At 59.8% G+C, this 14,709-nt stretch carries 15 protein-coding genes; 12 read left to right on the top strand and 3 right to left on the bottom strand.

What is annotated here, in order from left to right; translation table 11 throughout:
• Genes sbnB through AB4O11_RS10095 form a run of 6 tightly spaced genes read left to right on the top strand, consistent with a single transcriptional unit; the run spans position 1 to position 6,743 of the window.
• Complete coding sequence (gene sbnB / locus AB4O11_RS10120) at positions 1-1,032, top strand: 2,3-diaminopropionate biosynthesis protein SbnB (protein WP_460130576.1); 1,032 nt, start codon at positions 1-3, stop codon at positions 1,030-1,032.
• Positions 1,026-2,807 carry an FAD/NAD(P)-binding protein gene (locus AB4O11_RS10115; protein ID WP_460130574.1) on the top strand — a complete coding sequence of 594 codons (1,782 nt, stop codon included), beginning with the start codon at positions 1,026-1,028 and terminating at the stop codon, positions 2,805-2,807. Before sbnB ends, AB4O11_RS10115 begins: the two co-directional genes overlap by 7 nt.
• Positions 2,804-3,418 carry a glutathione S-transferase family protein gene (locus AB4O11_RS10110; protein WP_093430026.1) on the top strand — a complete coding sequence of 205 codons (615 nt, stop codon included), beginning with the start codon at positions 2,804-2,806 and terminating at the stop codon, positions 3,416-3,418. The genes AB4O11_RS10115 and AB4O11_RS10110 overlap by 4 nt, the downstream gene beginning before the upstream one ends.
• A 17-nt stretch (positions 3,419-3,435) precedes the next feature.
• Positions 3,436-4,860 carry an L-lactate permease gene (locus AB4O11_RS10105; RefSeq protein WP_460130572.1) on the top strand — a complete coding sequence of 475 codons (1,425 nt, stop codon included), beginning with the start codon at positions 3,436-3,438 and terminating at the stop codon, positions 4,858-4,860.
• A 27-nt stretch (positions 4,861-4,887) separates the two neighbouring features.
• A complete protein-coding gene (locus AB4O11_RS10100) occupies positions 4,888-6,366 on the top strand; it encodes an aminotransferase-like domain-containing protein (RefSeq protein WP_460130570.1) in 1,479 nt (492 codons plus the stop codon).
• A 29-nt stretch (positions 6,367-6,395) separates the two neighbouring features.
• On the top strand, positions 6,396-6,743 hold the full coding sequence (locus tag AB4O11_RS10095; RefSeq protein ID WP_460097607.1) for a hypothetical protein: 348 nt from the start codon (positions 6,396-6,398) through the stop codon (positions 6,741-6,743).
• A gap of 14 nt (positions 6,744-6,757) precedes the next feature.
• On the opposite strand, the gene AB4O11_RS10090 is transcribed toward AB4O11_RS10095, so the two are convergent.
• A complete protein-coding gene (locus AB4O11_RS10090) occupies positions 6,758-7,048 on the bottom strand; it encodes a YceK/YidQ family lipoprotein (RefSeq protein WP_196251131.1) in 291 nt (96 codons plus the stop codon).
• Positions 7,049-7,122: 74 nt separating this feature from the next.
• Positions 7,123-7,572 (bottom strand): carboxypeptidase regulatory-like domain-containing protein, encoded by a 450-nt coding sequence (locus AB4O11_RS10085; RefSeq protein WP_460130568.1) that lies wholly within the window; start codon positions 7,570-7,572, stop codon positions 7,123-7,125.
• Positions 7,573-7,832: 260 nt separating this feature from the next.
• Between AB4O11_RS10085 and AB4O11_RS10080 the strand changes: the two genes are divergently transcribed.
• The 4 genes from AB4O11_RS10080 (at position 7,833) to AB4O11_RS10065 (ending at position 10,835) form a co-directional block, all read left to right on the top strand.
• Complete coding sequence (locus tag AB4O11_RS10080; protein ID WP_116256356.1) at positions 7,833-8,891, top strand: PDDEXK nuclease domain-containing protein; 1,059 nt, start codon at positions 7,833-7,835, stop codon at positions 8,889-8,891.
• Positions 8,892-8,958: 67 nt separating this feature from the next.
• Positions 8,959-9,933: an alpha/beta hydrolase family protein gene (locus AB4O11_RS10075; RefSeq protein WP_093430019.1), complete on the top strand. Its 975-nt coding sequence runs from the start codon at positions 8,959-8,961 to the stop codon at positions 9,931-9,933.
• A gap of 29 nt (positions 9,934-9,962) precedes the next feature.
• A complete protein-coding gene (locus AB4O11_RS10070) occupies positions 9,963-10,376 on the top strand; it encodes a hypothetical protein (RefSeq protein ID WP_008080543.1) in 414 nt (137 codons plus the stop codon).
• A gap of 6 nt (positions 10,377-10,382) precedes the next feature.
• Positions 10,383-10,835, top strand: coding sequence for a hypothetical protein (locus tag AB4O11_RS10065; RefSeq protein ID WP_257356818.1), 453 nt, complete (start codon positions 10,383-10,385; stop codon positions 10,833-10,835).
• Between the two features lie 312 nt (positions 10,836-11,147).
• Here the strand turns inward: AB4O11_RS10065 and gabP are convergent, their stop codons facing one another.
• Positions 11,148-12,539 (bottom strand): GABA permease, encoded by a 1,392-nt coding sequence (gene gabP / locus AB4O11_RS10060; RefSeq protein ID WP_460130565.1) that lies wholly within the window; start codon positions 12,537-12,539, stop codon positions 11,148-11,150.
• A 554-nt stretch (positions 12,540-13,093) separates the two neighbouring features.
• Between gabP and AB4O11_RS10055 the strand changes: the two genes are divergently transcribed.
• Both AB4O11_RS10055 and AB4O11_RS10050 read left to right on the top strand, forming a co-directional pair.
• Entirely contained in the window at positions 13,094-13,867 is a 774-nt protein-coding gene (locus AB4O11_RS10055) for an ABC transporter ATP-binding protein (RefSeq protein WP_093430016.1), read from the top strand.
• Positions 13,868-13,880: 13 nt separating this feature from the next.
• Positions 13,881-14,633 carry an ABC transporter substrate-binding protein gene (locus tag AB4O11_RS10050; protein ID WP_257356816.1) on the top strand — a complete coding sequence of 251 codons (753 nt, stop codon included), beginning with the start codon at positions 13,881-13,883 and terminating at the stop codon, positions 14,631-14,633.
• The last annotated feature ends 76 nt before the right edge of the window (positions 14,634-14,709 follow it).

Below are 14,709 nucleotides of genomic sequence, written 5' to 3'. Positions count from 1 at the left end.
ATGACCACACAGAACCCGATTCAACCGTTCCATGTCATCCCAGGCGCCGTCGTCAAGGACATCCTCAACGGGCTGCGTCACGAAACCATCGACATGGTCGCCCAGACCTACCTGACCCACGAGCGCGGCGAAACCGTTAACCCGGATAGCTACTTCCTGCGTTTTCCGGCGCAACCGGCGAACCGGATCATTGCCTTGCCGGCGGCGATCGTCGACAGCGAGGTCGATCAGTCCGTCTCCGGGATCAAGTGGATTGCCAGCTATCCCGACAACATCAAGTCGGGCATCCCGCGCGCTTCAGCGGTGCTGATCCTCAACGATCCGGACACCGGCTATCCCTACGCGCTGCTTGAAGGCGCGCTGATCAGTGCCGTGCGCACCGCAGCGTCGGCGGTGCTCGGTGCCTGGTGGCTGAATGGCCAGAGCAAGAGCGCACAGAAACTCTCGATCATTGGCGGCGGGGTGATTTCGCGGAACATCCTTGAGACGTTCATCGCCGATGACTGGTCGTTCGACAGCGTGGGTATTCACGACCTCAACGCAGAGTCAGCGCAAGCGCTGTCGTCCTTCGGCAAACAGCTCGGGGTGCCGGATGTACAGCTGTTGTCGCTGGACGAGGCACTGAGCGCCGACATCGTGGTGTTCGCCACCAGTGCCGGCGAACCCTACGTCAACGGCAGCGCCACCTTCCGCCCGGGACAGATCGTGCTGAACATCTCGCTGCGGGATATCGGCGCCGAGATCATCGAAGAAAGTTACAACTACTTCGACGACGTGACCCATTGCCTGAAAGCCAATACCTCGCCGCATCTGGCCGAGCAAAAATACGGTCATCGTGATTTCGTTACCGGCACCGTCGGGCAATTGATTCGCGGCGACCTGCAGGTTGCCACGGACAAGCCGCTGATTTATTCGCCGTTCGGCATGGGCATCCTCGATCTGGCAATTGGCCGGATGATCCACGACATCGCGGTCAAGGACGGTTCGGCGGTCGCCATCCCATCCTTCTTCGGGGAGGAGCGCAGATGGTGAAGGCGCCTCTGCACATCGGCCTGGTGGGCTGCGGCTCACGCGGGCTGTCGATTTTCGAACGCCTGTTGAGCCTTGCTGAAACGCTTGCGGAGCAGCCAGTCGTCATCGATATTTTCGATCCGAACGTGCTCGGAAGCGGCGCGCATTGGCCGGATCAACCGGACTATCTGTTGCTCAACACCGTCGCAGGCCAGCTCGGAGTTTTTCCCGACGCAGCGGCATTCGGAAACCTGGCGGATGCGCGGGAACGGCCGGGCGCGGATTTCCTGACGTGGTGCCACGAGCAGCGCATCAAGGTCGACGCGGACAGCGGACTGCTCGCCGCGGACGGCCGTGACGTTGAGCCGCAGGACTTCCTGCCACGCCATTTGCTCGGCGCCTATCTGGCGGATGCCTTCGCGCAAATCCTCGCGACGGCACCGCACTGGGTGAGCGTGAACCTGCATCAGCAGGCCGTCACCGCAGTCGAGAGCAACGCCGGTCAGCAATACCTGCTGCAGACCGCTTCGGGGGCTGCGGTCACCGTGGATCGGCTGATTCTGACGGTCGGCCATACCGGTCGCCTGCGCTCGGCGGATCGCAACCGCGTTGATGATGTCTATCCGCTGCCCGGCAGCCTCGCCACCATCGAGCCCGGCGAAACCGTGCTGGTTGAAGGGCTCGGGCTGGGTGCGATGGACACCCTGGCGGCGCTGACCTCCGGCAGGGGCGGAAGCTACAAGCGCATGGCCGACGGCAGCCACGCCTATCAGCCTTCGGGCCAGGAACCGGTGATCTTTATCCAGTCGCGGGACGGGCTGCCGTTTCGCACCCGGCCCAACGGTCTGATTGAATGCCCGCGCCATCGCGCCGTACTGCTGACGAGTGCGCGCATCGAATCCCTGCGGGCAAGCAGCAATAACCGACAGTTGGACTTCGAACAGGACATCCTGCCGCTGATGCTGCTGGAGATGCGGGCGGCGGCCGTCGCCGTCGTACACAGCCCATCAGCGCCAGAGCAGGTGCTGGAGCGACTCAGGGCCGTTAGCGTTGCTGGCGAACCCGGGGTTGTCGCCTGTGAGACGTTACTGCGTGAGTACGAAGCGACCAGCGGCTCGATCGATCCGCAAGCGCTGATCTGGCATGCACTGCCGGACGACGTGCAGACCTACAACTATCACGCCTGGATCTACGACACCCTCGAAGCCGATTTGCACGAGTCGCGACTGGGGCGCGGAGGATCGGCGATCAAAGCCGCCATCGAAGTCTGGCGCGATCTGCGTGACCGCCTGCGTGAGGCCGTCGATTTCGACGGGCTGACCGACGCGTCGCATCGGCAGTTCTATGGCCGTTGGCACAAGGCGATCAACCGCCTCGTTGCGGGCCCGCAAAAAGAGCGCCACGCCGACCTGCTCGCCCTGTGTGACGCCGGTCTGCTGACATTCCTCAAGCCCGGCTCACGTCCTGCGATCAACGACTTCAAACGCGTCGCCGGTTATGTCCAGAGCAGCGGCGTGAGCAACAGCGACTGCGCGCCGGTGCGTGATCTGGCGCGGCTGGGCCTGATCCGCCCGAGAACCGACGAACCAGGCATCGACGGCATCGATGTCGACGCCGCGTGCCACCCGAAATCGAGCGCTGGCGAACCGGTGCGCAACATTTGGGTACTCGGCCCGCTCGCCGAAGGTTCTTGCTACTACAACCACTACGTCACCTCGGCGGGCGCGCCTTCGCGTCTGTTCATGGACGCCCATCGAGCAGCCACTGCCATCCTTGAGACAGGGACTTCAGCATGAAGCTTTTCTACCAGACGCATTCACCCTACGCCCGCAAGGTGCTGGTGCTGGCTCACGAACTGGGCATCGCGTCGAGCCTGGAAGTGATCCATCACGAGACCAGCCCGACGTCGCCAAACGAGATCATCTACAAGGCCAATCCGCTGGGCAAAGTGCCGGTGCTGATCCTGCCTGACGACACGGCGCTGTTCGATTCCATCGTGATCTGTGAATACCTCGACGACCTGAGCGACGGGCCGAAACTCATCCCGGCAAACGGCCCTGAGCGCTACAAGGCGCTGCGCCTGCAAGCATTGGCGCAGGGCATGTGCGATGTCGGCATCAAGCTGCGCTGGGAAGTCGAGCGCCGCCCCGAGGCCTTGCGCTATCCGGCCTACGCCGACGGTCAGGCGTTCAAACTCAAGGAGGCTTACCGCTTCATCGAGGAACACGTCGACCTCAATGGCCCGATCACCCTCGGCCACATTGCCCTGGCGACCGCGCTCGACTGGATCGCCTTTCGCCAACTCTCGGACTTTTCCGCTCAAGCACGCCTGACCGAGTGGTATCAGACTTTTTGTGAGCGGGCGTCCATGCGGGCGACCGAGTACAGCGGGCAGACTCACGATTAAGTTAAGGAAAACCGGGTATGAGTTCTCTCTTGTTGCAAATGTCACCGATCGCGCTGGTGATCTCGTTGATCCTGATCGTCCGCCGACCGCCAGTGCAAGCGGCACTGGCCGGCGTAGTGCTGGTGCTCGTGCTGTGGGCCTTGGACGCAGCCGGGCCTGTGTCGGCGGCGATCAGCACGGCGATCTTTCAGGACACCACCATCCTGTTTCTCAGCACGGCGTGCGTGATCATCCCGGGGCTGGCCTTCGTCATCCTGGTCGAGCGCGGTGGTGCGCCGCAGGCCATCGGCGCCTGGGTCAAAGAACTCGGCTGGACACCGCCGGCGCAGGTCATCTTCATCGTGCTGGGCCTCGCACCGCTGCTTGAAGCGATGACCGGTTTCGGCGTTTCGCTGATCGCAACCGTGCCATTGCTGATGGGGCTGTTCACCCGCCAGTCGGGGATGAAAATCGCCCTCGCCGGGATGGTCATCATGCCTTGGGGCACACTGGGTCTGGCCACCGTGATCGGCGCGCTGTTGGCGCACTTGCCGGCACAAACCCTTGGCAGTCATTCGGCGCTGATCAGTGCGCCAGTGTTCCTCTGCCTGGCGGCGATTGCTCTGTGGCAGGGTGGCATCCGCACGGTTTCGCCGTGGCTTGGACTGATCGTGGTGACGGCGCTGTTCGTCGCGGTGCTGTTTTCCATCAACCTGTGGATCGGCCCGGAAGTCTCCGGTGTGCTGGCCGGTCTGGCGGTGGCTTGCGTCGGCCTGGGGATCTCTTATGCACAACGGAAGAAACTGGTGCGCTGGCCGAACGCAGCCTGGCCCTATCTGGCCTTGCTGGGGGTAATCGTTGCGTCACGCGGGCTGTTCGTCCTGTCGGGCTGGGATGGGCTATGGATCATCAAAGGCGAGCATGTTTCGTGGAAGCCATTGGCCTCCCCGGGGCTCGCGCTATTGATCGTTACGCTGTTGATGGCAATCAAGCAAAGCGCCGCCGCAGGTTTCCCGTGGCGAGCGCTGTTCAACCGGGCGAAGTTTCCGGTCACGACAATTTTCCTGTTCCTGCTGCTTTCGCAGGTGATGGTCAACGCCGGTTTCCTCGTCGAAGCACAGCGCACACTGCAATCGTTGTCGGGGATTTCCCTGGCGCCAACCATCGCAGTGCTGGCGGGGCTTGCCGGTTACGTCACCGGTTCCAACGTCGGCGGCAACACTCTCGTCATGCCGTCCATTGCTGCGCTGAGCAGCGAACACGGTGCCTGGCTGGCCGCGATGGTCAACAGTGCCGCCGGGCATGGCGCGCTGGGGTCGCTGTCGATCCTGTCGCTGATCACCGGGCTGGCGGGCGCCAATCGGCATGAAGAAAACAACCTGATCCGATTCGCCTTCGGCCTGGTTGCGCTCAACATCGTCATAGTTGCTGCAACGGGGATCGTTTTGCTCTACTTTCTCTGAATTGTTTCGAAACATCACAGAGAACTTATGGACAGGTTTGATCTACCGGACAAGCGCTGGCGGATAGTCAAGGACTGGATTATTCGTCAGATCGACAGCGGTGAATGGGCAGCCGAAGCGAAACTGCCCTCGATCCGTACGCTGGCGCGAATGTTTGAAACCAGCATCACCACCGTTCAGCGCGCGTTGGCGGATCTGGAAGCCGATGCTTACGTTTCGACCAAACCGCGCATCGGCTACTTCGTCTCAGCCTCCGGACAAGCAAAACCCGCCAGGGGTTTTGACTTCTCCAGTGTCACCGTCAACGTCAATCATGCGGTGGTCGCGATGCTCTCCCAAGCGGCCTCGCGCACCACCGCGTCGTTGAATTCAGCGGTGTTGCACAGCGACCTCACACCCAACGTGCTGCTCAACAAGTGCCTGTCGGTATTGGCTGGCAAAGCTGACAACTCGCTGACCGGACTGGTCGCACCGCCCGGTCTGCCGGCACTGCGACGACGCATCGCCGGGCTGATGCTGACCCGCGGCGTGGTCTGCGGGCCGGACGATATTCTGGTGACGTCGGGCGACACCATTGCTCTGGAGCTGGCCCTTGAAGCCGTCGCATCGAAAGGCGCTACGGTCGCCATCGAAACGCCGACTTATTACGGCATCCTGCAGACCATCGAACGTCTGGGCATGCGCGCCTTGCCCATCCGCACGCACGGCAAACTCGGTCTCGATGTCGATCACCTCGAAGAAGCGTTGAAGCTGAAAAAGGTCGCGGTGATCTTTCTCAACCCAACCCTGCAGAACCCGCGGGGTTTCATCATGCCCGACGAGACTCGCGCACGGCTGTCACAGATCGCGCGCGAAGCGGACGTGCCGATTATCGAGGACGACATCTTCTTCGACCTGGTGCCGGAAGGCGATCGCCCCCGCGCCATCAAGAGCTACGACACCAGCGGGCAGACGATTTACTGCTCGTCGTTCTCCAAGACCATCGCGCCGGGTTATCGCGTCGGCTGGTGTCTGGCTGGCAAGTACCGCAATGCCATCCTGGCGCAAATGTTTTCGCGCAATCTGGCGGTTTCCAGCCTTGCGCAAAATGTCCTCAACGAATTTATCGGGCGCGGCTACATGGAAGAGCACTGCGCCAGACTCCGCTCGCAACTGTCTTCGCTGGCCAGTTTTGTCGAAGCGCTGGTGCGTACGGATTTCCCTGCGGGCACCGTATACGTGCCGCCGCGTGGAGGGTTCATCCACTGGATTGAACTGCCGCTGCACACCGACATGTCGGCATTGCAGGATTTAGCCAGCGAACGCGGCTGCCACGTGGCCGGCAACGGCATCTTCTTCGCCGACGGGCATGCAACCACGGGTGTGCGCATCTGCCTTGGCACTGCGCTGACTCCGGGAGTGATCGAGATCCTCAAGGTGATTGCCGAAAGCGCACACCTCGCCGGGCGACCCTCTGACGGACGGCAAAACCTGACTGAGCAACATCAAGAACCAGCCATTTCCTGAGCGCAAAAGGACGTTTGCAGTAACACTTCATGAATCAGAAAAGAACCCGCATTCCCCTGCCCCATCCGCCGCCGTATCGCCAGAGCCGGACAAGCTTCTGGCTGACCGTGCTCGTCGGCGTACTGATTGCCTTCGCCCTCTGTGCATCGATCTACATACTGATCGACAGCTGGATCAGCGGCGCCATCACCACCACCAACCGCGGCCCGAAGCACACTTATCACCTGGCTGTGCAACCACGACGGTTCTGGATCGAGTTTGTCTCGCAAAGCCTAGGAACCGTGTTTCTGCTGGCTGCCGGGGTGTTCGGCCTATGGATTTATCGCAAAGTGCAGGAGCCGGCGGAGAAGCCCAAAGGCAAGCGCATACGACGATAATCAGGTGAGCGGTTTCAGAGCGTATTGACGTAGTCGATGGGCAACAGAACGGTATCCACGGCGGCATCTACCGGTAGCGATACGACAGTAATCAAAGGGCAAACGATCGTGACATAACAGATCACCGCTGTTGGCTTGCCGTCGTCATCCCTCACGCCGAGCAGGCGTAAATTACCGTCGACACCCTTGTAGTAAGGCTCTGGCGAGGCGCCACTCAAGCGCCCCGTCATCGTTCCACAACCGGCCAACAGCGCAACAAGGCTCGCCACGGAGCCAAAACGCAAAATCCCTTTCAATGCCAACATCCTTCTGACCATAAAGCGTGAGGGCCGCGATTGTACGCACAATCAACCGCGCCCTCCGCGCCTGGCACCCGTGATTAATCGCTGTCGCTCCAGTGAAACACCAGATTGCGCGCAGTACCGTTTGCAACATCGGTCACATCGCGCCGCACCTCTCCCTTGCGTGTGGCAACCACGGTGTATTTGCCGGTCGGCAATTTTGCGTACAGCAACGGGCCGGTCTGATTGAGAACCAGCAGATTTTGTCCTGCAGCATTTGCAATCGTCACATCGACGTCGGAGGTGTACTCGTTCTGCATGCCCACCGAAAAGGTCATGTGCAGGTTGTAGCCGACGGTTTGCTGGATGGCTTTTGCTTCATCCTCGCCGACCCCGCCGGCCAGATAGCTGATACCGTTTTGTTGCTGCTGTTGAACTTGCACGCCTGCGCTGTCGACGGGCTCAAGACTGGCGGCTTGCGCCGTCGCGGCAAATAACAATGCAGCAACCGCGACGACAGGTAGCAGGCAGGAAAGGACACGTTTCATGATGGCGACTCCCGGGCTCTGACAGAACCCAATCGTTACCCTGTATTGGATTCAGTGCGGGAGGGTGACGTTTCAGAATGATTCGAACTTGGGGTGTGTACGAAATGGACTACAGACCAAAACCAGCAAAAGCGTCCCTGCCAGCAACTTCCTGCGACACCCATCCCGTCTTCCTGCTGGCTTCGCAGGCTCGGCCGACATCCTTCGCAAGCGGTTCTCGGCATGCTGACGCTTCTGTTTTCAATGATGCGGAAAATTCGATGAGCCAGCTGAAACCTGCTGACCTGCAAGACCCGAAAATCGATTCATTACAGGGCGATCTTGGCGAACTGATCCGTCAGGCACGGCAAAAAGTGCTGCGAGTGGTCGATACGATTCAGGTTCAGACCTGCTGGCAGATTGGCCGGCATATTGTTGAGTTTGAACAGGACGGCGCCCGGCGAGCGGGGTATGGCAAGCAGTTGCTGGCCATACTGGCGAAGGATCTGACGGTTCAATTCGGGAAGGGATTTGATGAGACCAACCTGCGCAAGATGCGCCTTTTCTATCAGACCTTCCCAATTCGAGACGCACTGCGTCCCGAATTGAGCTGGACGCACTATCGCAGGCTCCTGCGGGTTGAAAGTGACAAGGCTCGCCAGTGGTACATGGATGAGTGCGCCACCCTCAACTGGTCCAGCCGCGCTCTGGATCGCCAGATCAATACGCTCTACTACGAACGCCTGCTGATGAGCCAGGACAAGGCCGGCGTGATCGAGGAAGCTACCACCAACATCGCAGCGATGAACTGCAATCCCCGAGAGTTCATCCGCGACCCCGTGATTCTCGAGTTTCTAGGCTTGCCCTCTCCGGGCAAGGTTAACGAAACGGGGCTTGAGCAAGCGCTCATCGATCACCTGCAGAGCTTCCTGCTTGAACTGGGCAAAGGGTTTTCCTTTGTCGCTCGACAACAACGCATCAGCGCCGGTGGCTCGGATCTGTACATCGATCTGGTGTTTTACAACTACTTGCTCAAATGCTTCGTGATCATTGATCTCAAACGCGGCCAGCTCAGTGCGCGTGATGTCGGACAGATGGACATGTACGTGCGCATGTACGACGAACTCAAGCGCAGTGAAGGCGACAAACCCACTGTCGGGATCATTCTGTGTTCACAGGACAACGAGGCCGTCGCGCGCTACTCAATACTCAAAGGCAGTGAGCAACTGTTTGCCAGCAGCTATAAAACGGTGCTGCCAAGTGTGGAAGAACTGCGAGCGGAGCTGCAAAGAGAGCAAGCATTGATCGAGGAACGCTTGCTCACCGAGTCCACTGAATAAGCGCTGCGGATTGTCCGCTGGAGGCACTGAGACTATTGTTGCCAGCTACCCGCGAAGGTCGAGCGCCATGAGTTTTCAGGACACGCCTCCATTGCCAGCTGTGCAGCGCAAGCCGCTATTGGCCGCCGAGCTGCAAAATGAAGCCTTCAAGGAAACAGCCGCCGACGGTTTTGTCCTTGGCGGTTTCACCTGGCGCCATGCCCTGCCCGACCTTCAGCGCCCGGTGGTGATCATCAACGCCGCCACGTCCGTGCGCTGTCGCCATTACTCGCGTTTCGCGGCCTATCTGTTCGCCAATGGTTTCGACGTGATCATCTTCGACTACCGTGGCATCGGCGAATCTCGACCCGACTCAATGAAAGGCCTTGAGGCCTCGTGGACAGACTGGGGCGCGCTGGATTTCGAGGCGATGCTCAAACGCGCACAACGGCAATTTCCCGGTCAGCCGATCGATGTGGTCGGCCACAGTTTTGGTGGCTGCGCCGCTGGCCTCGGTGAGTCGGGAAAGGTTATCCGACGGCTGGTCACCGTCGGTGCCCAGTTCGCCTACTGGCGCGATTACGCCCCCGAACAGCGCTGGCGAATGTTCGGCAAATGGCATGTGTTGATGCCACTGCTGACGCTGGTCTGCGGTTACTTCCCGGGCAAACGTCTTGGCTGGCTGGAAGATACGCCGGCCGGTGTAGTGCGCGACTGGAGCACGCCTGCAGCGCGTTACGAACAGCGCCCCAGTGGTCGCGCGTTGATGAAAAAGAGCGGCGCCCTGCCCTTCGCCAACGTCCGCGCACAGACACTGGCGATCAGCATCAACGACGATCCCTACGGCACCCTTCCTGCCATCGAACGCCTGCTCGACTACCTCAGTAACGCTACGAAAACCCACTTGCGCATCGAACCGCAGGACATCAACGAACAACAAGTCGGACATTTCGCCTTTTTTCGCAGCGCATACCAAGCCACACTATGGCCCATCGCTCTGACCTGGCTGCAAACCGGAGAACTGGCCCCCGATACTCCCGGGCGGCAAGTGCCACGCAGCTGAGCCCCTCTCAACGCACGACGGAACACATCATGGCCTCCGCCAACAAGCAGCAAAAACGCGCCACCCGGGCCAAAGCCAAGGCCAAACAGAACCGTACCAAACGCGCCGAAGCGCCGGTCGAGCTGGACCCGAACGATGATCGCATCGACTTCGAATCGGTGGACCTGACCGAGCTGTTCAAGAAAATGATCGACGCCGAGAAGATCAGCCAGCAAGCGCTGTGCACCGCGTTCCTCGAAGACCCGCTGCTGGAATTGGTCTACGAGCAGGAAGGCGAAGAAGGCGCGATGGATTTCATCCTCGCCGCGCTGATCGAGTATCGCCAGTGGTCGCAGGAAACCGACGAGGCCGGCGCGCTGGCGTGGATCGAATCCCCGGCCTTCCAGGCCGACTATGTGGCGGCGTCCGACGCGATCGCCGCGCAAACCCAACAGAAGAACTGAGTTCCCATGGCATCCCTGAACAAGCAACAGAAACGCGCCAAACGCGCCAAGGCCAAAGCCAAGCAAATCCGTATGGTCGGCCGCAAGCCGCTGGAACAGGACGAAGACCTCGACCACCTCGCCGAGCCGATCCCGGAATACACCCTGGCGATGTTCAGCAAAATGCGCGACGCCGAAGCCGTCAGCCGCAACGAAATGCTGCTGACCCTGCTGCGCGAACTGGCGTTCGTCATCGTTGACCATCCAGAGTTGCTGGACATGGAAAACGCCGACAATGAAGGCATGGCCGCCACTCACCTGGCCGCCGACATGTTGATCGACTACCGCATGTGGGCCGAAGGCGCAACGATCGAAGAGGCCCAGGCCTGGCTGAGCGAACCGCAGTTCATCACCGATTTCGGGGTTGCGCTGGATGCTTATGGCAAGTCGGTTGAAGACACCGAACCCAAGTCCGAGTAATTTTTTCCGCTTCACGTCCACGCACGATCAGGAAAAGGAAGTCAGATGAAGACAGCAGACTCACGCGAGGACGGGCAAATCCCGAAAGCAGAAGACTCAGCAGCGAACCTCGAGAGCGACCCTGTTAAATCTCTCAAACAACCAACTTGGGATGAATGGTTCGACGGAGAGAAATGCAGCTCAGACTTCATGCTCTCGCGAGAGCAAAGCTGATTCGGATCTGAAGCGCAGAATATTTCGAAACCGTTAGCAGAAACAAAAACGGCCGCTCGTCATCACTGACAGCGGCCGTTTTGCATTACGCGTAACGGATCAGTTCAACACCACCGCACCACGTTTTTCCAGTTTGCGACGGCGTGCCACCAGCAAACCGGCAGCCACCACCATCAGACTCAGCAAGCCAGTCGCGAGGATCTCCACGCGATGCGCTTCCTGGAACAGCATGATGGTCAGGGCTGCGACGATGAAGATGATCACCGCGTAGGTCAGGCCCGGGAACAGCCACATGCTGAAGACGATTTTCTCGCCGCGCGCCATGCGTTGTTTACGCATACGCAGTTGCGAGAAAGCGATCACCAGGTACACCAGCAGTGCGATCGCACCGGAGCTGGCCAGCAGGAATTCGAACACCGCCGCCGGGGCCACGTAGTTGGCGAAGGTGCACAGGAACGCAGCGCCGGTGGACAGCATGACCGCCCAGTAAGGTGTGCCGCTTTTGTTGGTGCGTGTCGCCATGGCCGGCGCATCGCCACGCTTGCCGAGGGAGAAGAGCATGCGCGACGAGGTGTACAGCGCCGAGTTCAGGCAGCTGGTCACCGCGACCAGTACCACGATGTCGACGATCATCTTGGCGTTCGGGATGCCCATGCGCTCAAGCACAGTCTGGTAGGAACCGAGATTGGCCAGCGTAGGATCGTTCCACGGCACCAAGGCCACAACGATGAAGATCGACACGAGATAGAACAGGCCGATCCGCCAGATCACCGAGTTGGTGGCCTTGGAGATTTGCTTGCCCGGGTTCTTCGATTCCGCGGCCGCGATGGTGACGATCTCGGTACCCATGAAGGAGAACATGGTGGTCAGGATCGCACCCAGTACCGCGCCCATGCCGTTGGGCAGGAAGCCGCCGCTGTCGAACAGGTGCGAAACGCCGCTGACCTGGCTGTTCGGCAGAAAGCCGAAGATCGCCGCAAGGCCGAGGAGGATGAAGCCGATGATTGCCAGCACTTTGATCAGCGCGAACCAGAATTCGAACTCGCCGTAATTCTTTACGCTGAACAGGTTGGTGACGGTCAACAACAAGGTGATGACCAGCGCAAATGCCCAGATGCCGACATCAGGGAACCACGCATGGAGAATGGTTGCGGCGGCGTTGGCTTCCAGTGGAATCACCAAGACCCAGAACCACCAGTACAGCCAGCCGATGGTGAAACCGGCCCAGTGCCCGATGGCACGGTCGGCGTACGTCGAGAAGGAGCCCGTGTCCGGCGAGGCAACGGCCATTTCGCCGAGCATGCGCATCACTAAAACCACCAGGGTACCGGCGGCGGCGTAGGCCAGCAGCACGGCAGGGCCGGCGGCAGCGATGGCGTGGCCGGAGCCAACGAACAGACCGGCGCCGATTACACCGGCGATCGACAACATGGTCACATGACGCGGTTTGAGCCCCTGTTCGAGGCCATTGGAGCTTGGGGTACTGCTCATCGAAACTACCTTTGCGAGGAAAGCGATTGCGTCCGGCCCGTCTGGCATTTTCTTTCTCGTAAAAAGAAACCAACGGGGCGTTCCTTATTCTGCACGCAAGTTTTGCGCCAAAATGTTTCAAACTCTTCTGTGCCGCGGCTTTGCGCGCGACCGGACAGTCATCGCAAGTCCTTGGATTTAATGGCAATCCGCCAGAGCGTTACCCTGCGACTCACTTTTCAAACGAAACAGCGCACCAGAAACACACCGAAAAAGTGTGGGATGCACAATAAAAGGGCGATTCAGGAACGTTCGGCCGGATAGCGCTTCCAACACCCCGCCAAAGCTGGCAACATCGCGCCTTTTTTTACGCGACACCCACGGGTTTGCTCGATCAAACACCCGTTCGGTTGTTGATGGGGCGACAGTCTGCTGTGCCGATGCGACAACCTGCCACATGCCACCCGTTAACCGCTCGTAGCGCTGTTGGCTGCCATTGAAACGCTATGCTAGCTTGGCCGCCTCGCCAGGAAGGCCATCCAACAGCTGGAGCGCAACATATATGAGGAACGCACATGGCTGAGGCCACGCCCGCGCTTGAAATCCGCAACTTGCATAAACGCTACGGACAGCTTGAGGTGCTCAAAGGTATCTCGCTGACCGCACGCGACGGCGATGTGATCTCGATCCTCGGTTCCTCCGGTTCCGGCAAGTCCACGTTCCTGCGCTGCATCAATCTTCTTGAAAACCCGCACCAGGGCCAGATTCTGGTGGCCGGCGAAGAACTCAAGCTCAAATCCGCCAAAAATGGCGAACTGATTGCCGCCGACGGCAAACAGATCAACCGCCTGCGTTCCGAGATTGGTTTTGTGTTTCAAAACTTTAATCTGTGGCCGCACATGAGCATCCTCGACAACATCATCGAGGCACCGCGTCGCGTGCTCGGCCAGAGCAAGGCCGAAGCCATCGAAGTCGCCGAAGCGCTGCTGGCCAAGGTCGGCATCGCCGACAAGCGCCATGCCTACCCGGCGCAACTGTCCGGTGGCCAGCAACAACGCGCGGCGATTGCCCGCACGCTGGCGATGCAACCGAAGGTGATCCTGTTCGATGAACCCACCTCGGCGCTTGACCCGGAAATGGTTCAGGAAGTACTTAGTGTCATCCGCGCATTGGCCGAAGAAGGCCGTACCATGCTGCTCGTGACCCACGAAATGGGTTTCGCCCGTCAGGTCTCCAGCGAAGTGGTGTTCCTTCATCAGGGCCTTATAGAAGAGCAAGGATCGCCTCAGCAGGTGTTCGAAAACCCGCTTTCGGCGCGCTGCAAACAATTCATGTCCAGCAACCGCTAACGGAGCAACATGCATGCAGAATTTTAAAAAGGTCTTCCTGGCCGCCGCCGTCACCCTGGCGTTCAGCGCCGGTGCCATGGCCGAAACACTGAAGATGGGCATCGAAGCGGCTTACCCGCCGTTCAACAACAAAGACGCCAGCGGCAACGTGGTCGGCTTCGACAAAGACATCGGCGACGCCCTCTGCGCGAAGATGAAAGTCGAGTGCACCGTGGTCACTTCCGACTGGGACGGCATCATCCCGGCCCTGAACGCGAAGAAGTTCGACTTCCTGATCTCGTCGCTGTCGATCACCGACGAGCGCAAGGGCGCGGTCGACTTCACCGACCCGTACTACTCGAACAAACTGCAGTTCATTGCACCGAAAAACGTCGACTTCAAAACCGACAAGGACTCGCTGAAGGGCAAGTCCATCGGTACCCAGCGTGCCACGCTGGCCGGCACCTGGCTGGAAGACAACTACGGCAGCGATCTCAACGTCAAACTCTATGACACCCAGGAAAACGCCTACCTCGACCTGACGTCCGGTCGTGTCGACGCGATCCTCGCCGACAAGTACGCCAACTACGACTGGCTGAAAAGCGACGCGGGCAAGAACTACGAGTTCAAGGGCGACCCGGTTCTAGAAAGCGACAAGATCGGCATCGCTGTGCGCAAGGGTGACAACGAACTGCGCAACAAGCTGAACGCTGCCCTGAAGGAAATCGTCGCCGACGGTACCTACAAGAAGATCAACGACAAGTACTTCCCGTTCAGCATCTATTGATCCTGACCTGTGGGACTGGCGCCGTGATTGAACGGCGCCGGCTCCCGACTTTGCCTGCCGCAATTTGAACAGAAAC

This window comes from Pseudomonas sp. H1_D05 (assembly GCF_054682705.1).
Note: the sequence above shows the minus strand (reverse complement) of the source record. Positions and strands in the feature narration are given on the sequence as shown.